The 19,457-nt window shown below is 36.0% G+C and carries 18 protein-coding genes; 12 read left to right on the plus strand and 6 right to left on the minus strand.

The genetic code is table 11. From position 1 onward, the window contains the following. Nucleotides 1-906, plus strand: coding sequence for an acetamidase/formamidase family protein (locus ACP8HH_RS07290; protein ID WP_438317954.1), 906 nt, complete (start codon nucleotides 1-3; stop codon nucleotides 904-906). A 398-nt stretch (nucleotides 907-1,304) separates the two neighbouring features. Here ACP8HH_RS07290 and ACP8HH_RS07295 read toward each other — a convergent pair whose 3' ends face one another. Next, nucleotides 1,305-2,228 carry an AEC family transporter gene (locus ACP8HH_RS07295; protein WP_438319064.1) on the minus strand — a complete coding sequence of 308 codons (924 nt, stop codon included), beginning with the start codon at nucleotides 2,226-2,228 and terminating at the stop codon, nucleotides 1,305-1,307. Nucleotides 2,229-2,456: 228 nt separating this feature from the next. On the opposite strand from ACP8HH_RS07295, the gene ACP8HH_RS07300 reads away from it, so the two are divergent. Both ACP8HH_RS07300 and ACP8HH_RS07305 read left to right on the plus strand, forming a co-directional pair. Then, nucleotides 2,457-3,446, plus strand: a complete 990-nt coding sequence (locus tag ACP8HH_RS07300; RefSeq protein ID WP_438317956.1) for a YecA family protein — start codon at nucleotides 2,457-2,459, stop codon at nucleotides 3,444-3,446. A 568-nt stretch (nucleotides 3,447-4,014) separates the two neighbouring features. After that, nucleotides 4,015-4,191 carry a hypothetical protein gene (locus ACP8HH_RS07305; RefSeq protein ID WP_438317959.1) on the plus strand — a complete coding sequence of 59 codons (177 nt, stop codon included), beginning with the start codon at nucleotides 4,015-4,017 and terminating at the stop codon, nucleotides 4,189-4,191. A gap of 426 nt (nucleotides 4,192-4,617) precedes the next feature. On the opposite strand, the gene ACP8HH_RS07310 is transcribed toward ACP8HH_RS07305, so the two are convergent. The 3 genes from ACP8HH_RS07310 to dcm all read right to left on the minus strand — a co-directional run bounded on the left by ACP8HH_RS07310 (nucleotide 4,618) and on the right by dcm (nucleotide 8,131). Beyond that, a complete protein-coding gene (locus ACP8HH_RS07310; protein ID WP_438317962.1) occupies nucleotides 4,618-5,385 on the minus strand; it encodes a BglII/BstYI family type II restriction endonuclease in 768 nt (255 codons plus the stop codon). 10 nt (nucleotides 5,386-5,395) lie between these two features. After that, nucleotides 5,396-6,802, minus strand: coding sequence for a Sau3AI family type II restriction endonuclease (locus ACP8HH_RS07315; protein ID WP_438317965.1), 1,407 nt, complete (start codon nucleotides 6,800-6,802; stop codon nucleotides 5,396-5,398). A 69-nt stretch (nucleotides 6,803-6,871) separates the two neighbouring features. Then, complete coding sequence (gene dcm / locus ACP8HH_RS07320) at nucleotides 6,872-8,131, minus strand: DNA (cytosine-5-)-methyltransferase (RefSeq protein ID WP_438317968.1); 1,260 nt, start codon at nucleotides 8,129-8,131, stop codon at nucleotides 6,872-6,874. A gap of 423 nt (nucleotides 8,132-8,554) precedes the next feature. On the opposite strand from dcm, the gene ACP8HH_RS07325 reads away from it, so the two are divergent. Genes ACP8HH_RS07325 through ACP8HH_RS07340 form a run of 4 tightly spaced genes read left to right on the plus strand, consistent with a single transcriptional unit; the run spans nucleotide 8,555 to nucleotide 12,265 of the window. Continuing rightward, entirely contained in the window at nucleotides 8,555-9,286 is a 732-nt protein-coding gene (locus tag ACP8HH_RS07325) for a GntR family transcriptional regulator (RefSeq protein ID WP_438317970.1), read from the plus strand. A 41-nt stretch (nucleotides 9,287-9,327) separates the two neighbouring features. Then, nucleotides 9,328-10,620 carry an aminotransferase class V-fold PLP-dependent enzyme gene (locus ACP8HH_RS07330; RefSeq protein ID WP_438317973.1) on the plus strand — a complete coding sequence of 431 codons (1,293 nt, stop codon included), beginning with the start codon at nucleotides 9,328-9,330 and terminating at the stop codon, nucleotides 10,618-10,620. Next, a complete protein-coding gene (locus ACP8HH_RS07335) occupies nucleotides 10,620-11,834 on the plus strand; it encodes a pyridoxal phosphate-dependent aminotransferase (RefSeq protein ID WP_438317976.1) in 1,215 nt (404 codons plus the stop codon). Before ACP8HH_RS07330 ends, ACP8HH_RS07335 begins: the two co-directional genes overlap by 1 nt. After that, on the plus strand, nucleotides 11,831-12,265 hold the full coding sequence (locus ACP8HH_RS07340) for a RidA family protein (protein WP_438317979.1): 435 nt from the start codon (nucleotides 11,831-11,833) through the stop codon (nucleotides 12,263-12,265). Before ACP8HH_RS07335 ends, ACP8HH_RS07340 begins: the two co-directional genes overlap by 4 nt. A 67-nt stretch (nucleotides 12,266-12,332) precedes the next feature. On the opposite strand, the gene ACP8HH_RS07345 is transcribed toward ACP8HH_RS07340, so the two are convergent. Further along, nucleotides 12,333-12,752 carry a GyrI-like domain-containing protein gene (locus ACP8HH_RS07345; RefSeq protein ID WP_438317982.1) on the minus strand — a complete coding sequence of 140 codons (420 nt, stop codon included), beginning with the start codon at nucleotides 12,750-12,752 and terminating at the stop codon, nucleotides 12,333-12,335. 245 nt (nucleotides 12,753-12,997) lie between these two features. Between ACP8HH_RS07345 and ACP8HH_RS07350 the strand changes: the two genes are divergently transcribed. Further along, entirely contained in the window at nucleotides 12,998-13,897 is a 900-nt protein-coding gene (locus ACP8HH_RS07350) for a DNA primase (RefSeq protein WP_438317985.1), read from the plus strand. A gap of 220 nt (nucleotides 13,898-14,117) precedes the next feature. Here ACP8HH_RS07350 and ACP8HH_RS07355 read toward each other — a convergent pair whose 3' ends face one another. After that, entirely contained in the window at nucleotides 14,118-14,507 is a 390-nt protein-coding gene (locus ACP8HH_RS07355) for an SLAP domain-containing protein (RefSeq protein ID WP_438317987.1), read from the minus strand. Nucleotides 14,508-14,906: 399 nt separating this feature from the next. On the opposite strand from ACP8HH_RS07355, the gene ACP8HH_RS07360 reads away from it, so the two are divergent. From ACP8HH_RS07360 to ACP8HH_RS07375, 4 genes are all read left to right on the plus strand, one after another. Further along, complete coding sequence (locus tag ACP8HH_RS07360) at nucleotides 14,907-15,917, plus strand: asparaginase (RefSeq protein WP_438317990.1); 1,011 nt, start codon at nucleotides 14,907-14,909, stop codon at nucleotides 15,915-15,917. Between the two features lie 37 nt (nucleotides 15,918-15,954). Continuing rightward, a complete protein-coding gene (locus ACP8HH_RS07365) occupies nucleotides 15,955-17,541 on the plus strand; it encodes a glutathione ABC transporter substrate-binding protein (RefSeq protein ID WP_438317993.1) in 1,587 nt (528 codons plus the stop codon). 64 nt (nucleotides 17,542-17,605) lie between these two features. Next, nucleotides 17,606-18,532, plus strand: coding sequence for a glutathione ABC transporter permease GsiC (gsiC, locus tag ACP8HH_RS07370; protein WP_438317996.1), 927 nt, complete (start codon nucleotides 17,606-17,608; stop codon nucleotides 18,530-18,532). A gap of 54 nt (nucleotides 18,533-18,586) precedes the next feature. After that, a complete protein-coding gene (locus ACP8HH_RS07375; RefSeq protein WP_438319065.1) occupies nucleotides 18,587-19,450 on the plus strand; it encodes an ABC transporter permease subunit in 864 nt (287 codons plus the stop codon). The last annotated feature ends 7 nt before the right edge of the window (nucleotides 19,451-19,457 follow it).

Below are 19,457 nucleotides of genomic sequence, written 5' to 3' on the forward strand. Positions count from 1 at the left end.
ATGAAAACAGTAACTACTGAATCGGGAATTATTTATGAGTTTAATAAAACCAATCCGTACGTAATAAAAGTTCCATCTGGAACAACAATGAAAATTGAAACATACGATTGTTTCCAGAACCAAATTCAAACTCCAGAAACCGAAGTAGGTCGAATCGATTGGGATAAAATCAATCCCGCAACAGGTCCGATTTTTGTAGAAGATGCAATGCCAGGGGATATTTTGAAAGTTACGATTGAGAAGATTGAAATCGGTAAACAAGGTGTAATGGTTGTAGGACCAAACTTAGGTGTAATGGGTCATAAAATCGAACGAATGGAGTCTAAGATTTTACCCATTAAGGACGATAAAATACATTTTAATGACATTGAACTACCATTAAATAAAATGATTGGTGTCATTGGAGTTGCCCCTGAAGAAAATGGTGTAAATTGTGGGACACCTGGTGCGCATGGCGGGAGTATGGACAATAAGATGATTACCGAAGGTGCCATTTTATATTTCCCTGTGTTTGCGGAAGGTGCTTTGTTTGCCCTTGGTGATCTGCATGCAGCAATGGGTGACGGGGAAGTAAGTGTCTCAGGAGTTGAAGTGGCTGGTGAAGTTACTGTGAAACTGGATGTTCTAAAAGGCGATCGACTGAGTCATCCGATGTTGGAAAATGAAGTCGTTTTCACGCAAATCGTTTCGGCCGAAACGCTTGACGAGGCAGCTAAACTTGCAACAAGCGAAATGATTGAACGTATTGTCGAAAAAACGGGTCTTCCTTTAAGTGAAATCACAATGCTTATGAGTGCAGCGGGACATAGTGAAATTTGCCAAATCGTCGATCCGCTCATGACCGCAAGATTTGTTGTTCCAAAATGGTTATTGAAGGAACTGGAATGTACTTTAATTAACGAATGAAATATAAATGAAAAATAGGTGAAATTTTCGTCAATATTTGCATCATTCCATCATTTACTAAAGAGAGAGATGAGTGTTACTTGAGGGGGATGAACATGGCGAAAAATAACCGTGGGAAAAGATTAAAAACGTATACTTCAATATGCCGTGGAGAATGTCCAAAGTGCCATAGAACAGGAATTAAATTATTATACAATTTAAGAATAGATTCAAACACGACAAGTCAAGTTTGTAAATTTTGTAGGGAGCGATAAGTTTTAGTTAACCGTTCAAAACAGAACCAGCTCCAAGGATATAATTTCTCTCCACATCGGCAAATTAACCTTTACACATTTGAAGGATTTCATTATTCTTCAAATGTGTATTTATGGTCAATACCTCTATTTTTTCTTCGAAAGTTAAAATAATACCTTTGAAAGAAAAATAACAATCGATACAGTAATCGCACTCATCGCTGTTGAAAACAGTACAATTTGTGCTGCTAATTCTGGATGATTATCATATTCCTGGGCAATTACCGCACTATTAACGGAAGTCGGCATAGCTGCTCCAATTAATAACGCTTGTGCCATAACTCCATCAATCCGAAATAATAAAATAAGCCCTAATGCTAGTACAGGCCCAAGTATAAGTCTTAGAAATAAACTTGCATACACAGTAGATAAACCCGTTTTAAATTTAATAGTCGCTACTTGTGCACCCAAAGTCAGTAATGCAAGTGCTACCATAGCATCCGCAGTATAATTCGCTGGAATCCAAATGAAGTTTGGGATTGGTATATGAAAAATGTTAAGCGAAATACCTAAAAGCATCGCATATAAAACTGGCATCTTAAAATAAGCCAACATAGCTCTAATTTTACCGATTTTTACCGATTGCAATGTAAATATACCATAGGAGAATAAGAATATATTTTGGAAAGTAAGAATTAAGACTTGTATGGACATTGCAAAGGGGTCACTTTTAAAGACTAAATCGTTGACAGGAACCCCATAGTTTCCTGAGTTGTAAAAGAGCACACTATTCGTGAAAGCTGTTTTCTCGCCCGTTTGTAACCCAAGTATTTTACTCGAAATTAATGAAACAAGATAAAGTACTAATACATATAAAACGAAAAATAGGATAACCGAATAAAATATAGAAAATGAAAGTTTCGTAGTATATAATTTTACGAAGATAAAGCCTGGAACTAGATAATAGATGTTCAGTCTAGCCAAGGTTTGTACGTTCAAATTAAACTTTCTCTGCATAAGAAAACCAACACTTATAATAACGAAAACAGGTAAAATAATATCCTTTAATATAATAAAGAGTTCGTTCAAATCATTCACACTTTCTTTCCCTAGTTACCTTACATTCTTACATAAATTAATAATAAAAGGATTCGAATTGAAGGGATTATTTTAAGTCCTTTGATTATTGTAACATGATTCTTTTTTTTGAAAACACGAAAAAGAAGTTTAAATGAAATATAGAATTATAAAATCCACCTAGATATTTCATGCGTGGTATACTTAAGTGTCTTGTAAATACAATAAGGAAGTGTTTTAATGGTTGGTCGTAATGATCGCTGTCCATGTGATAGCGGCAAAAAATATAAAAAATGTTGTGAATCAAAAGAGTTAGTTGAAGTAAAAGATATGCATATTGAAGAATTAGAACGGATTTTACAAAACTTTTATGAATCGTTTCCAGTGCGTAAAGACATTTCAGAGTATACCGAGTTGGCAAACAAATGGAAAGGTTCTTTACAAATCGCTATCAATGAAGAAATGATTGAAGCGATTGTACTCGATGAATTTTTCTTCCATTACCGTACAGATATATGGATTGGTTATTTGGATAAGGTAAGTAAAAAACAAATGCGTTCTTCCATTTTAACTGTACTAGAAACATGGAGAAAACCTAGAATATTCATCGGCGAAGTGACTCAAGTGGATAGTGAATATTTAATTCTAAAATCTATTTTTGGAAACGAGACAATTGAATTAAGACGTGAAAGTGAAAAGCCGGTATCTATTGGTGCAAATGTATATTGCTTCATATTACCTGATGGAACATCCGTCGCGAATCGCTTTTTAGCGGTTTCTAGTTTAATATTCTTTCCAGTAGATCATCAAGAAGTGTTTAAGAACTTTGCAAAGCAGTATGAATTGGAAACCGATAAGACACTAGAAACTTATTGGAAAGACAACAGTGTATTGTTTTGGAAGAATCTTGGCGAAGACGGTTTTGAAGGTGGGGAATTCACCGAATTTGAAACCGGCGTTCTTGATCATGTAATGGATTTTTTAGAAAAGAACGATCGAGAATCAAATGAGTTGTTGGAAATGGTTGAGGACTATTTAGTAGAACTGCAACCGAACGCACGAAAAGAAGTAGCCATAGCAGCTGGCGCGATTCGATTTGGAATAGACGAGGGGTATTTTAAATCTTTGGATTTAACGCTTAAGCAAATTGCTGAGTGGTTTGAAGTGTCGACTTCCTCGATGAATAAATATCATAAAGAATTGTTGGAGTATAAAGGGACAAAATCTTAAGTTAATCTAATAATAATGAAGATTTATGCACAGAAAAGGCAAGTTCCAATTGGAACATGCCTTTTCTTGCCCATAATCAAATGGGATTCATTCACGGAAAATTTGTCGTTTGACATCATACAAACTGTTCTTTCTGACGATTAAATCTGTACCGCCGTGCTTATTCAGTTTGATTGTATTACCGGTTTCGGCTGTCGCAAGGTGTTTAATACGCGATCGTATGCTTACTACCTGGTCTTATATTGCACTTGCACAAAAAATGTAACTGTTTACTAATTTGATACGCTACTTCTTAAAAAGTGTATCGCTCGTCAGTAAAGCAAATTTTCCGCCAAGGCAGTGCATTTCATCCTTAGAATCCTCTGAAAGGTTACTCGTCTAACAGGTTCATCGTTCGGTAGTTTTGCCTTGTATTTAGTATATACCCATGCAGAAAAAACTTAAACCTTTTATTTAAAAAGATTTTTTATTATTTTTTTTTCAATATGTTTTCACTATAAACACTTTCGAAAAAATAGAATAAAACAGCATCTTCTAGAGCATAGTAACGTCTAGGAGGTGAGCATTTTTGGCGAATAAAAACAACAAGAAAACAATGAACGAAAGAACGCATAATCCTTTTGAAATATATACGGGTAGGGACAAAGGCGATAACAATATTTCGAAAGACAAACTAAAAGAGGAATTCGCATCAGAATTTGATTCGAAAGTAAAGAAGGAAAATAATACGAAAAGGTCAAGATAAGGATTAAAATGTATAGAAAAAATATATAAGTTCATGTGGGCTTAATTGGATTAAAAGTGATTTCAAGAAGAAATGTAGTATTAAGTAATGTTATCTGCATTGACAAATTGTTTATTTCCGTTGCAGGTGGACGCGTTCTGCTTGCGAAGAATAAAAACCATTCTTCTTTGGGCCGGGCGTTGAGCTCCTCGGTTGGTAAAGCACCACTGTGGTCTCGCTAATCCCGCCAGAGTCGCCACTTTCCACTTCAATCAACAATGTTTGCTTAATGCAAGAGAATACAAAAAGTAGACCATTTCTTGTTTGAAATGAGAAATGGTCTACTTTTGTATAACATACGATTTAAATCAAACAAGAATGTAGCGAATTTAAGACTGTAAATAAAAATGAATGTTTTTTATGGACAAGAATTATTATTCTATAAATTCATTTTACATCAAGACCAATTAACCAAATCGGAACTTTTATTATGCTATTATGTTCGATGATAATACTTTCCATGCCTTTATAATTTACAATGCTATCGCTTAAATAGTTGTTTAAGTCACCAGTTCCTGTAATGTAAATTAATAAATCCAAATCTGTTAGATTATCTAAATGTAAAACTTTAAACATATCGTAATAAGCAAGTGCCCAATTTGCGAATTGTACTTCTCCAATAATCGTTGGAACTTTTTTAATAGCGGGAAGATCAACACCGGCATTTATTGTTAAATCGAGTAGATCTAGATTATCAGCGGTAGCTTTCCAATCTGCTCTTTTATCCAATTCATTAGTCCATTCTTCAACACCTTCAAAAATAGACTTTTTTCCGAAACAATAATTTCTAAAGTTGACGAGGTTAAATTCCTCATCAAAAAGTGCAAAATCAAATCCTTCAATTTTGGGTGAATCAAACAAAACACCATCTTTATATTTGACTTCAAACTTTAAGTCACTAATGTTTTTAAGGCTCTTTTTTAAGGCCTTGTTTATTGAATCTGCCGTTAATCCTTTATATTCACGACCATTTTTCTTTCTTTTGCTATGTTCTATACTATCAAGGTTTTGTGTAAGCGCATTTGTAATATCTTCTTTAAGTTTAGGAAAGTTTTTTAAAAACAACTCTGCATTTCGATGGAACATTTGATCTCCAATATAAAATTCACAACTTGTCTTTGATTCCCATTCATTTATATTGTTATTTTCACTCATAATAAAATCACTATCCTTCTTTTATATTTGGATGTCCTATGTGTACTACTTTTGAAATGTAATTATTATCCAACCAAAATGCTTGTCTCGTAATTTGCTTCCCATCAGGCAGTGCCGTTTTATCGCTTCCATCCCTAGCTCTAGGTCTGATGTGACATAAACCATTATATTTTGGCTTTGGAAGGTTATTTTTAACTATAATATTAGTTTTTTGCTGAACTGGTGTTAATTCAATACCATCATTGATTAGTGATTGGACATGTTTCCAAAATTGATATAGCTTTCCTTCAATTTCTTTTAATGGCATATTCCAAAGCGATACACCATTAAAATAAAGTTGGCGTTTAGGATTTTGTTTAACAGATTCTTTGTATTGAAATACTACAAAAAGAAATTTAGTTTCCTCAAAGTGATTTTTCAGCCAGCTATCATCCCAATCTTCGTTTGCCCATTCATGAAAATCTATGTTTTTAAAAGACATATGCTCTTTTGGAACACCATTTGGTTCAAGTCTGATAGTTTTAACATGAATATTAGCTTTGGCAAATTCAGAAATCTGGTTGAGTTTAGTTCCTTTAATCCCAAGTAGCTGACTGACGAATTGTTGAAGAAAGCTTTTCGATTTATGATTGATGGAATTACCAGTTTCGATTGATATTTCTTCTAATGTCTTACCTACGAATGAAGCAAACTTTTCTATTAAAAGTTGTTCTAAAGATTTAACTTTTAGATCCTGTGGAGTGGTGAAGGATATTAACTTATCGGATGAAATGACTTTTCGAAACAAGGCGGTCATATAGCTCTGTTTTAATGAAAAAGCTCTTTGCATAGCCATTTCATCACTAAATGGCTGGGAACGTAAAGAACTTTTATTTGCACCTTTTGTGCTTGCAGCAAGATAATTTGTATCGGCTTCAGATAATTCATGCGCAAGACCAGCTTTAATTTTACTTGAAATTATGTACCAATCTTGTTTAATTATTTCTAAATCTTCTTCAGTGAAGTTGTGTAGATATGACTTGATAATCCTGTAATCAGCTCTTTTTACTAATGGGATCCATTCATAGAACATAATTAAGATTTCTTCATTCTTTTTCCAAAAACTTGAATCATAAAATGAAGACTTCACTTCTAAGTGGTAGTTAATAATATTGAGTACTAGTCTTTCTTTAGCTGAAAATGTTCTGTTTTTGTTTCGTTTAACAGGTGTAACTTTTAATTCAATTCCCAAGTGTGCAAAGTCTGGCTCACTTTTTGAATTTATCTCATAGCCAAAAAAGCTTTCTTCAACAATTTGTCCAAGTTGTCCTTTTGCTTTTTCATTTTCAATACGACCGCTTTTATCTATCTCACCAAAAGATTTTCCTTCAGCTTGTTTAGCTTTATACATCAATGCTTCTTCCGTTTCATAAATCATGAAAAATCCCCTTTCGAATAGAGCATTTCCTTCATTTTAGCATAAGAAAAAAACTGATACAGGAAAGTATCAGTTTAATGCAAATTCTAATTGAATTTTCGTGTTTATATCGACTTCTTCTAATTCTGCAATTCGTTCTCCCATAATTTCAATCAAACCAACTACTAATGCATTCCCCATACAGAAATAGCGCATTCGATCAGTCATTCCAGCTGTCCAGTTGTCTGGGAAGCTGTTCAGTCGTTCACACTCAATTGGTGTTATAAGTCTCTTTCGTCCATTCACTTCTACAATATGAGTACTTCGGTTTATTGAGCCTTCACTAGTTAACATTGTTCTTCCCGGCTTGTCCAACAAGTCAGTAGGGGACATTCCACCCTCTGAGAATGTATATTTATGTCCATCTGAAGTTGTTCTTTCTATTTTCTTAGAGCCTCTTAAATAGTCGAATTTTAGTTCAGCTTCAGGAGATAGATAATACTTTTCATCAATTAGACTTTCGTCTAACAAAATATCTTGAAGAGTTGTAGAATTTTGTAACACAGGGTCTACATGAGCTGTGAAAAGTTCTCCATTTTTCATAAGTCCAGCAGTATGGAAGTTAAAGGAGTAGTTATCAGATATATTAAGAATATCTTTTGGTAGCTTATCAAAATCTAACCGATCTTTGTAAGGAGTTTCATAGACGGGAAAAGGTTTTGCAAAGAAACCATCTTTAAATACTACTTGTTGCATGTTAATCTCTTTTTGCTCATTTGAGAAAGTAGTTCCATTTTTGTATGCAAAAATAAAAACTCTTCTTCGTCTTTGGGCAAATCCATAATCGGCAGCATTAATAACACGCCATTCAACGCTATAATCCAAATCCCTAAATGTTGCTAGCATAACTGCAAAATCGCGTCCCCTTTGAGAAGATGGTGATTTCAATAAGCGATCTACGTTTTCAAGAAGTACATATTTGGGATGTGCATTTTCAAGAACTCTTTTAATTTCCCAAAATAGGACTCCTTTTTTCCCAGTTATCCCTTGTTCACCAGACAGTGTTCGAGCAACTGAATAGTCTTGACAAGGAAAACCACCGACTAATAAATCAGGTGATAGCTCTTGAAATTTTTCATCTGATACTGTTGTAATATCTTCATTACTATGTTCACCGGTATGGAAGCTGCTTGAATAACAGTCAAATGCGTCTTGTGCTTTACGAGAAGGTTCCCATTGATTTGCCCATGTGACTTCGAATAGGTCAGGATTCGCTTTTTCTAATCCAAGACGGAAGCCACCTACGCCAGCGAACAATTCCATCACGCGTAATTTATTATTGTTTTTCATTTGCGAACACCCTTTCGTTGCTTTCTTATATTATACCTCATTTCGACAGAAAGAATCAGATCAAAGGTGTAATTTTGTGTAAAAGAATTTACCATTTCTTATATATTTAATTATCGGTATGTAGGTATCCTTAAGTTAGCTCGATTAATCTGTGGTTTCTTCCAAAACACATGAAGAAAGATTCGTCGTCTATACGGAACTAAGTCAGACGTAATAGTTAGCATTCAAATTAAACAGTCATCCAATCAATTTATAATCACTAATTGGATGACTGTTTAATAATTATAAGTAATTTTTTAATTCCACTTGTAATACTAAGTATGTTTGGTATGATGTAGATAGTTAGAGTAATTAGTTAATAGTGTTAAATACTCGAGGAAATGAGTTTCTAAAAGTCGTTCGCAAAGGAGCTAAGTAAATCCAATGAATCAATTAAATAATAAAAAACCAATTTATCAAGTGATTTATGATTCTATTGCTGAGAAAATTCACAACTCGTTTTATAAAGTTGGGGATGCCTTGCCCTCGGAAAGTGAGCTGGAAAAACTATTTCAGGCAAGCCGTACTCCTGTTAGACAAGCATTAAGTAAGCTTGAATCGAATGGATTAATTTATCGATCACAGGGGAAAGGGTCGTTTGTGGCAAACTTTAATCCCATCGGTCAATGGACAACAATGACCGGTTTTAAAAACAATTATATGAGAGATTGGAAAAAGATATCGGCAAGAACAATCGAAATTGTTGAAAAGGCATCGCCTTATTATGCAAGTGTTCTTGGTGTTAGTAGCCAAGCAGAATTGATTCATCTGAAACGAATTCGTACGGATGATGGTGAACCAGTCATTTATTTAGAGCATTATTTACCACCTCATTTACCTATCGAGATGTTCCAAAAAGATCCTGCATTTATATCGATTGATCAGTTATTTAAAGATGAAAAAAACATTGTGTTTACTACGATTAAAGAGGAATTAGAAGCTGTTTCGGCGGATTCGCATGTCGCAAATCATCTGCAAATCAATGTAGGGGACCCAATTTTAAAAAGCACGAGAGTGTCATTCGATCATCAATCCATTCCAATGGACGTCACAGTCATTTTTCTGAAATCAGAGAAATGGAAGTACGTTATTGAATTTAACAAAACGTTGCAATGAAGAATACATTTTAACAACAAAAAACTGGGGGGTTTATCAAAATGGGAACACAAAAAAATGGTGAATTATTCAACAATGAGTTACTTGCAGAAATTAGAGAGAAGTTTGCTTATGTTGGCTTCGATCCCTTAAAACAAGTGGACCGACTGTTTTTTGACAATGCAGGAGGGTCTTTTAGATTGAAACGTGCGAATGAAATATTTGCGCAGTTTGATTTGATACCCAATTGTCCGATGCGTGAACATGAAACATCGAAATATTTAACAGATGTTGAACAAAAGGGAATCGATGATACACGAATTATTTTCAATGCTAAAGAAGGAAGTATTGCTACGTATTTAACGGCTTCTAAAGCGATTTTTGAAATTACTCGTTTGATTGCCGAAAATATTGAGGGTACAAATATAGTGACTACCGTTCTTGAACATCCATCCGCTTTCGATGCAGCAAAGTTTTATGCGGATAAGTCGGGTAAGGAATTCCGCGTTGCTAAAAGCAATCCTGTGACTGGTGGAGTTGACGTTGAAGAAATCACTAAACTGATTGATAAAGATACCTGTTTGTTAAGTGTTATTTTCGCTTCAAATATTTCGGGTGCTATTTTGGATATTGAAACGATTGTGAAAGAGGCAAGGAAGATTAAACCAGATCTCTATATTGTTGTAGATGCTGTACAGCACGCTCCACACGGCATTATTGATATCGAAAAAACACCAGTGGATGCAATGAATTTTGCACCCTACAAATTCTTTGGTTCAAGAGGTATTGGTGTAGCATATCTTTCTGAAAGAGCCGCAAATCTTCCACACCAGCGTTTATTGGGCAAAGCCGATGGTGAATTACAACTGGGGAGTTCCGTTCCAGGTCATTTTGCTTCAATCAGTGAGGTTGTAGATTATGTATGTTGGATTGGAAGTACGTTTTCTGATGTGGAAGATCGCAGAAGTTTATATGTAGAGGGAATGAATCGAATTGCTCTGCAAGAGAGAGCTCTACTAGAAGGAATGCTTAATGGAACGGCAAATGTGAAGGGATTAAGAGAGATTCCCGGAGTGACTGTTCATCTGGACTATGAGGATTTGTCTAAAAGAGATTTGATTGTTGCCATCAGCATAAAAGATTTGGATTTCCAAGAGGCTGTTCTACAATATGAAAATGCAAATGTGATTGTCTATGATCGTGTAGTAACGAGTATTTATTCGAATCGAATGTTAGAGTCATTTGGGATGACCGGTGCAATTCGAGTATCCCCTTTGCACTGCAATAGTGTAGAAGAAATAGAGAAATTTTTAGAAGTTACTAAGAAAATTGTCGAAGAAAAGGGGAATGAATGATGAGTTTATTAGATAAGAAGTTTTTAAAACTTGGGGCGGAGTTTGCACCTGGGCAAGAAGTAAGACAGAATGCAAATGAAGTGGAAGTGCCTGGTGAGAAAGTTGCTGGTACTCCGGTAGATTTTTCGCATGGTGATGTGGATGCCTTTGAACCAATTCCAGGCAGTTTAGAGGACTTTACCCAGGGGGTACATCTCGGAGGAAAGCAAGCTTACACTGAGTATCGGGGAAGTAAAGTGATCCGAGAAAATGTAGCTGAAAAGCTTTCGGTTTTTACGGGTACGAGTATTAATGCGGACCGAAATTTTATCATAACTCCGGGAACGCAAGGTGCACTTTTCTTGGCCATGGGATCTACGATTTCCAGAGGAGATAAAGTAGCAATTGTTGTACCCGATTATTTTGCCAATCGAAAGCTAGTCGAATTCTTTGACGGAGAAATCTATCCTATTCAAATGGATTACTTCAATTCAGATAAATGTGCAGGTTTGGATTTGACTCAACTTGAGGATGCATTTAAAGCAGGCGTGAAACTGTTTTTATTCTCAAATCCAAATAACCCAACAGGTGTAGTTTATTCACAAGATGAGATTCTTGGAATTGCGAATTTAGCACAGGAGTACGGCGCAACTGTTATTGTGGATGAACTCTATTCGCGTCAGATTTTCGACGGACAAAGTTATACGCATCTATGTGCACAAAATATAGTGGATCCAGAAAATGTAATCACTATTTTAGGACCATCAAAAACTGAGTCGTTAAGCGGCTACAGATTAGGTGTGGCTTTTGGATCTGCAAAAATAATTGAACGTATGGAAAAACTACAAGCAATTGTTTCGCTTCGCGCAGGTGGATATAGCCAAGCAGTACTTAAATCTTGGTTTGCGGAGCCAGAAGGATGGATGACAGATCGAATTTCACAACACCAAGCAATTCGCGATGATTTAATCTCCAAATTGAATGATTCTGGAGGTTTTAAAGTACGAACAACAGAAGCGGGCAGCTATCTATTCCCTAAAATTATAGATTTGGGTATTCCGATAAATGATTTTGTTAAGATTCTTAGACATCGTGCGGCTGTTACAGTTACGCCAGGATCAGAATTCGGACCACAGTTCACAGACAGCTTTCGCATTAACTTTTCACAAGACCATACATCGGCGGTCTCAGCCATGGACCGTATCGTTCAGTTAGCAAGTGAGTATCGTAAATGAGTACGTTGGAAGAAAAAAACAATCCAATACCTCAAGGGAAATACGCTCCTGCATCACGCTTTGGCAATATGATTTATACGGCTGGAATGACACCAAGAAAGAACGGCGTACTCATTCAAAGTGGAAAAGTAAGAACTGGGGACTCGGTGAGTGCTTATAAAACAGCGGTTCGTCAAGCCGTTGCCAATGCACTTACTGCAGCGAAGAATTTACTTGCAGAACAAGAACAGCTGGAACAAATAATTTCGCTGACAGTTTATATTAATTCGGATGAAACATTTGAATCGCATTCAAGCATTGCAGACTTCGCTTCTGAATATTTATATGAAGAATTAGGGGATTCAGGCATAGGAAGTCGTGCAGCAATAGGTGTAGCGTCTTTACCAGGCAACGCACCGATTGAGATTCAATTGATTGCTGGCGTTTTATAAGAAAAAAGGTGCATCATTGAATTCTAAATTCAATGATGCACCTTATATTTTTATATCGGATATTAAGTTATTCAATTGGCAACCAAACCTCAATTTCGAACCCTGTAGAACCTTTGGGATGAACATATCTTTCCAATGCATAGGAAGGACGAAATTGTATGTCTTTTCTTTGCATGAGTGTCTCAAAAGATGCGGAAATTTCATGAACTCCATCCTCCACCAAACCTACGATGAATTTGCCCTTAGGTATGGTAACTTCTATGCTATTGGCCAAGCCCGCCAAAATTGTGGAATTAATACCTGCAATATAGTGAAATTCATCCTTTTCGGCCCGTAAACAAACTCCAAAGGATTCGTCCGCATGAATCTCATTCTCGGCTAATGCTGAATTAAAATTCTCCCATAATTCTGGAATCATTGTCAGGGGTCCTATTCGGTCGAATCCTCTTACTGAAAATGCTTCTACTTCGACAATACGTGTATCCAAATTTTCTCGCTCCTTTTAAAAACTAACTGTACCATAAAACAGGAAAGGTCACTTCCATTAATATATTAAGGGCCATGGAGTCGTTTCGTCAATAAATACTAAATTTCAATTGTTTTATTCGATATTATTCAATGGTAAGAAAGTTGTCGAACGAATCCTTCGGGTAAATAACAGGAAAATGATGAGATAGGTAGAATATAGGTAAGAATACAACATTATTATTCGAGGACAGAGAGGTGATTAGATTGGAAACAGAAAACGAAAGAACAAGGAGAATACGAGAAGTTTTATCAGAAGATCCATTGTTTGCATTACTCCGTAATACGCCCGAGAAAAACACTTTTTATAGTGAGACGTATTTGGAAGAAATCAATGAACAGGAACTATATTCGACTACAGAAGTTGCTCGTTACTTTGATGTACCTATTAAACAAATTCGATATTATATTAAACCGTTTGAAACGTATATTTTCGCCTCGGAGGAAAATCCCTCATCCGAATCCGTCATTCGCTTAACATTTACAGCTATTTTAAAACTTCGCATGATTTTATTGCTGAAAGATGAATATCGTGTGAAAGGGTTATCAAATTTACTTGGAATTAATGAAGAGAAGGATATTAAACCACAAACTTTTTCGTCTCAAGAGGAACTGTTGGAAAAAGTGGATAGGCTGAGCAATATTGTAAACGAGATGGTTGGGACAGGCTTATTTGAAATAAAACAAGTGGAAAATGAGGGACAAGAACTCACCATCAATCTAGAGTTCATCCAACAGCAAGTTCAAGCATGCCTAGGAGATTCTAATGCACAAATTGAAGAAATAAAAGCATTGGCACACTATTATAGTAAAGAAAATGAAAGTTTGAAAGAACAATTAGAAGAAATAAGAGAACAAAGGATAAAAGATGTTGCAATTTCATTACGTGAACGTTCTTTAGAGAACAAAATAATTGCCCATTTGCATGCTGAGGCTGTAGACGAGTTTTTTCATCAAAAAAAATTTGGTAGGCTTAAAAAAATGTTCAACTCTTCAGCAATTGAAAATGAAAAAGAGTTATTTATTGCTGATTATATCCATCGTTATCTAAATGAGCGTTTAAAACTAAAGCTAGAGACATATCATGAATTATCGTTGATCGGTTAGAAGTGGGGAATAACGAGAAGTGCTGGTTTATACAAGTATTTGGGTTTGTTTATAAAAATCTTTCTAGAATCGTGTGAAAAACTCTTCCTTTATGTGGAGGAGTTTTTGTTCAGAAGAGATTTTACTAGAATTTATTGCATAAGATTACAGGTGAAATGAAAAAGTCCAATAAGCAATCGATCATATTCAACGTTACAACCAGGTAAAAATTGGTTCGAGCTTAGTCGACAGGCGAAATTAGGACTATCCATTCTTCATTAGAAACCACTTTACCTATTACATCTTCTGATTTAAATACAAATGACCAAGGCATCGCTGCATTGGCTGGTATAATCATGTTTGTCGTGAACTCAGCATTTGCTTGGCTGGTATTTTCTTCGTTTTTAATTTTCACATTGGCCTTAATTAACTTAAGTTCTGTATTCATGCCATTGCAAATGAAAACTGTTGCGACCATTCCACCATTTTTCTTTTGTTTCACAACTACGGTACTTGTTGAAATAGAAGTGCTTTCGGAACTATAATTACTTAATAATTTCTCGTACTTTTCTTTTTCAGGAACTGTTAGTGTCTGCTCCCAAACGGGATGATAGGCTATTTTAAACTTCACTTGGATTCCTCACTCACTTTTTAAATAACTTTGATATAGAGATGATTAGTTAATGAACCAATTTTAGAACCTGTTGAATACTTGGAGTCAAATTCTTCAACTCCTTCACATCCTAGTATTTTGGCAATAAAGTTATATTTATCTTATCATAATAGCATCAAATCTGATATTAACACTAAAATTAAGAATGGTTGTCACTATTGATTTCATCTCATTTACACATTAAACCCTATTAAATAAAAAATTTCAAAGATGCACAAGTATAGATACAAGAAGGTTTGTAAATTAATAATAGAATTAAGTTTGTTAAATATACTATGTTTTTCAAATAAACAGTTGTAATGGGGTGGTTTGTGATATATAGTAATTAGAAAATATAAATAAAGAGGGATGCTAACTATGAATGCTGAACATTTGGTAGATGTTATTAGAGGGAATATTGTTGAAAGTGAACATTGGGGACATATTGCGGTGGTAAACAGCGATGGCGAACTTCTTTATTCTAATGGAAATCCGAATAAGGTAATATTTGCACGGTCGTCGATGAAACCATTGCAAGCTATTCCAATCGTAGAAACAGGTGCTGCCGACTTCTTTCAATTTGAGCCAGCTGACCTATCACTAGCTTGTGCATCACATAATGGAGAAAGTCAGCATACGGATCGCGTTAAGAATATTTTAAGTAAACTTGGTTTAACTACTGATAGTTTGAAATGCGGTACGCATCCTCCCCGGTGGAAAGAAACATATGAGGGGTTAATGCAATCAGGTACTGAAATTACAGCGGAATTTAATAATTGTTCGGGTAAACATAGCGGGATGCTTTCAACGGCGATACATATGGGTGAAAGTGTAGAAGATTACTATAAAATAGATCATCCAGTCCAACAGAGAATAATTGAAGTGATTAGTGACTTAACTGAAATTCCCGTGGAAGATATAGAAATCGGGATTGATGGATGTGGCGTTCCAGTTCATGGGATTCCACTTAAAAACCTAGCACTTGGTTTTGCGAAAATGGCAAATCCTTCTTCTTTTTCTGATAAACGAAAAGGAGCAATTGAACAAGTTACTTCTGCAATGATGGAAGCACCAGAAATGGTTGGAGGCACAGACCGTTTTTGTTCGGACTTCATGAAGATTGAAGAGGGACAAATGTTTGGAAAAGCTGGAGCAGAAGGAGTTTATTGTATTGGGGATCTTAAAAGTGGTCTTGGAATAGCTTTGAAAATTGAGGATGGTACGGGCCGTGCAACTTCGCCTGTTGCAGTCGAAGTGCTAAAACAGTTGGGATTAATATCTGAAGAGCAAAAAGAGCTATTAAAGGAGTATCACTATCCCAGTTTGAAAAACGCAAGGCAAGAAGTTATTGGTCAGTTACGACCAGTTTTCTCGTTGAAAAATGCATAATGCATTTTATCATAAAAAAATTCTAGGGGGATAAAAAATGAAAAAAGGTTATAGTTTACTTTCTGTATTGATTCTAATGCTTGTGCTCGTTCTAGCAGCCTGTTCAAATGATTCGAAAGAAGTTGAAGAAAAAAAGGAACCTGAACAAGCAACGAAAGAGGGGAAGGACATTGTAATAGCGGTATCTAGTACATTTACGGGAATGGATCCGCATGACACGAACGATACATTATCCGGCTCGGTTCAAAGAACAATTTTTGAAGGACTTCTTGGGTTTGACGAAGAAATGAACGTCATTCCGATGCTAGCAAAAGAGTATACGGCGAATGACGAAGCTACTGAATTCACATTCATTTTAAATGAAGGGATCAATTTTCATGACGGAACTCCTTTTAATGCAGAAGCAGTGAAAGTAAACTTTGACCGTCTTGCAGATCCAAATAGCGGTTTGAAAAGACATAGCCTATATAGTTTAATTGCAAAAACAGAAGTTATTAGTGAATACGAAGTGAAATTCACATTATCAGAGCCATTTGGTGCCATGATTAATACATTTGCACACCCAGCAGGATTGATTCATAGCCCGAAATCTTTGGAAGAGTTCGGCAAAGATGTTGCTACAAACCCTGTAGGAACAGGTCAATTTAAATTTGTTGAATGGAAACCAGGCGAAGGTTTGGAAGTTACTAAGAATGATGACTATCGTATAGAGGGACAACCAAAAGTCGATAGTATCACTTTTAAGCCAGTTACAGAGAATGGATCAAGAATTGCAATGCTTCAAACTGGTGAAGCAGACTTTATTTATCCAGTCCCAACAGAACAAGCAGATAGCGTAAATGGTAAAAATGGTATTGAAGTAGATAGTAAACCTTCTATTGTCGTCCGTTATATGACGATGAATACGCTAAAAGCACCATACAATGATCTTAAGGTTCGACAAGCTTTAGATTTAGCTGTAGATAAAGAAGCATTTATTCAAGTTGTTACAAACGGTCATGCAAGTGTTTTGGATTCAATCATAGCACCTGCTGTTCAATATTATTCTAAACAAGAAACAACAAAACCTGATATTGAAAAAGCAAAAAAATTACTAGCAGAAGCAGGATATAAAGATGGTTTCAAAGCGAAAATTTGGGGCGCTAACAACTCTAGTGCTATGAAGGCGATGGAGTTTCTACAACAACAATTTGCACAAATAAATGTAGACATAGAAGTTGTTCCAATGGAATCAGGAACACTATCTGATAAAATTTGGTCAGTTCAAAATCCAGAAGACGCTGAAATTGAACTGTATTATGGCGGCTGGTCACCATCTACAGGTGATGCGGATTGGGGTATTCGACCACTTCTAGGAGGTGCGGATAATTTCCCACCTAAATCATATAACGTCTCTTATTATGACAATCCTAAAGTAAATGGCTTGATTAAAGAAGCGTTAGAAACTGCAGACACAGACAAGCGTGCAGAAGCATATAAAGAAATACAAAGTCTATTATGGAATGATCTTCCTTGGATTAGCTTGTCAGCAGAAAATACGATTTCGGGTAAGAAAAACTATTTAGATGGAATTTATCTATTACCCGACGGCTCACTTGATGTTAGGAACCTTGAGATTAAGTAAAAGTTTACTGATGAAGCGCTATATATTTAGTATATAGCGCTTTATTTTTTAACAATTAGGAGGGATGACATTGCTTCGTTTTCTTATTAAAAGACTAGTGGAAATTGTGCCGATATTAATAGTTGTTACCATACTTATCTTTCTATTCGTACATATGATACCGGGAGATCCTGCCCGCCTCGTTGCGGGCTCAGATGCAACAATTGAGGATGTGGAAATGGTTCGACAAGAATTGGGCTTAGATAAGCCTTTATTTGAACAGTACATAACATATATGGGGAATCTTTTAAAAGGGGATTTAGGTACTTCATTAAAAACAAATCGTCCTGTTACAGAGGAAATTGGTGCTCGTTTCATGCCCACTTTTTGGTTAACATTTTGGAGTATGGCTTGGGCGACCGTTGCTGGATTGATAATAGGTGTTGTATCGGCTACAAAAAGAAATAAATGGCCCGATTATATGGGAATGTTTGCAGCTGTTTCCGGATTATCATTACCAGCATTTTGGCTAGGACTTATGCTTATACAACTTTTCGCAGTAACACTTGGTTGGTTTCCTACCGGAGGATTGGAATCGTGGAAGAGTTATATCTTACCTGCCTTCACGCTTGGAACCGGAGTTGCAGCGGTAATTGCCCGTTTTACAAGATCAGCGTTAATGGATGTATTGAAAGAGGACTATGTTCGGACGGCTAGATCTAAAGGGTTACGAGAAAGAAATGTCATTTGGGGACATAGTTTAAGAAATGCAATGATTCCAGTCGTTACAATGACAGGCCTACAATTTGGCTTTTTACTAGGTGGATCCGTAGTTATTGAAACGGTATTCAGTTGGCCGGGTCTAGGAAAGCTTTTGATAGACTCTGTCGCATTTAGAGACTATCCAGTTATCCAAGCTGAAATGCTTATCTTTGCATTGGAATTTATAATTATAAACTTGATTGTGGATCTGCTCTATGGAATATTAAATCCACAAATTAGATATGAGTAAGGAGGGACCTTTGTGGCAGAAGTGAAACTATCTAAAAAAGAAGAATATATACAAATGTCAATAGAAAATATTGAAGCTCGAACCCCTTTCTCAGAGTTTTGGAGAAAGTTCAAAAAGCAAAAACTTGCGTTTATAGCATTCTTTTTTGTTATCTTTCTAATTGTACTTGCAATCATTGGCCCTTCAATTGTGCCTTACGACATAACTGAACCAGATTACAACAATGTGTTAACAGGACCTTCAGCACAGCACTGGGCGGGAACGGATGCATTCGGACGAGATATCTTTAGTCGTGTTATAGCTGGTACACAGATTTCCTTAATTGTTGGATTAAGCTCCGTTCTACTGGGTGCGATTGGTGGAACACTGTTGGGTTTGCTTGCAGGATACTACGGAAAATGGGTTGACCGGCTCATCATGAGAATTTGTGATATATTACTTGCATTTCCAGGGATTTTATTGGCAATTGGTATTATTGCAATTTTAGGGCCTGGTCTTAGTAACGTTGTTATTGCGGTAGCGATATTTGGTGTTCCCGTATTTGCTCGGATTGTCAGAAGTTCTACATTATCTGTTAAATCAACATTATATGTAGAAGCAACTACGTCGATAGGTGCTAGGCCTCGAAGAATCATATGGAAACATATCTTTCCAGGAACAATTTCGAGTATTATTGTTTATTTCACCATGCGTATTGGGTCGGCTATTTTAACAGCAGCCGCTTTAAGTTTCTTAGGTCTAGGTGCACAACCACCAGCGCCAGAGTGGGGTGCAATGTTAAGTGGAGGCCGTGATTATTTGAATATTGCACCACATGTCACACTTTTTCCAGGTTTGGCGATATTCATTACCGCACTTGCTTTTAACTTATTAGGTGATGGTTTACGCGATGCACTTGACCCGAAGATTAAAGAGTAATTACGTG

The organism is Sporosarcina sp. FA9 (assembly GCF_051550205.1).
Classification (GTDB): Bacteria; Bacillota; Bacilli; order Bacillales_A; family Planococcaceae; genus Sporosarcina.

Excerpts from the sequence above, each read along its gene's own strand:
- ACP8HH_RS07335 (WP_438317976.1), top strand. The coding sequence starts at position 10,620 with ATGAGTTTATTAGATAAGAAGTTTTTAAAACTTGGGGCGGAGTTTGCA.
- ACP8HH_RS07375 (WP_438319065.1), top strand. The coding sequence starts at position 18,587 with ATGTCAATAGAAAATATTGAAGCTCGAACCCCTTTCTCAGAGTTTTGG.
- ACP8HH_RS07325 (WP_438317970.1), top strand. The coding sequence starts at position 8,555 with ATGAATCAATTAAATAATAAAAAACCAATTTATCAAGTGATTTATGAT.
- dcm (WP_438317968.1), bottom strand. The coding sequence starts at position 8,131 with ATGAAAAACAATAATAAATTACGCGTGATGGAATTGTTCGCTGGCGTA.
- ACP8HH_RS07315 (WP_438317965.1), bottom strand. The coding sequence starts at position 6,802 with ATGATTTATGAAACGGAAGAAGCATTGATGTATAAAGCTAAACAAGCT.
- ACP8HH_RS07365 (WP_438317993.1), top strand. The coding sequence starts at position 15,955 with ATGAAAAAAGGTTATAGTTTACTTTCTGTATTGATTCTAATGCTTGTG.
- ACP8HH_RS07360 (WP_438317990.1), top strand. The coding sequence starts at position 14,907 with ATGAATGCTGAACATTTGGTAGATGTTATTAGAGGGAATATTGTTGAA.
- ACP8HH_RS07290 (WP_438317954.1), top strand. The coding sequence starts at position 1 with ATGAAAACAGTAACTACTGAATCGGGAATTATTTATGAGTTTAATAAA.
- ACP8HH_RS07340 (WP_438317979.1), top strand. The coding sequence starts at position 11,831 with ATGAGTACGTTGGAAGAAAAAAACAATCCAATACCTCAAGGGAAATAC.
- ACP8HH_RS07300 (WP_438317956.1), top strand. The coding sequence starts at position 2,457 with ATGGTTGGTCGTAATGATCGCTGTCCATGTGATAGCGGCAAAAAATAT.
- ACP8HH_RS07310 (WP_438317962.1), bottom strand. The coding sequence starts at position 5,385 with ATGAGTGAAAATAACAATATAAATGAATGGGAATCAAAGACAAGTTGT.
- gsiC (WP_438317996.1), top strand. The coding sequence starts at position 17,606 with ATGACATTGCTTCGTTTTCTTATTAAAAGACTAGTGGAAATTGTGCCG.
- ACP8HH_RS07330 (WP_438317973.1), top strand. The coding sequence starts at position 9,328 with ATGGGAACACAAAAAAATGGTGAATTATTCAACAATGAGTTACTTGCA.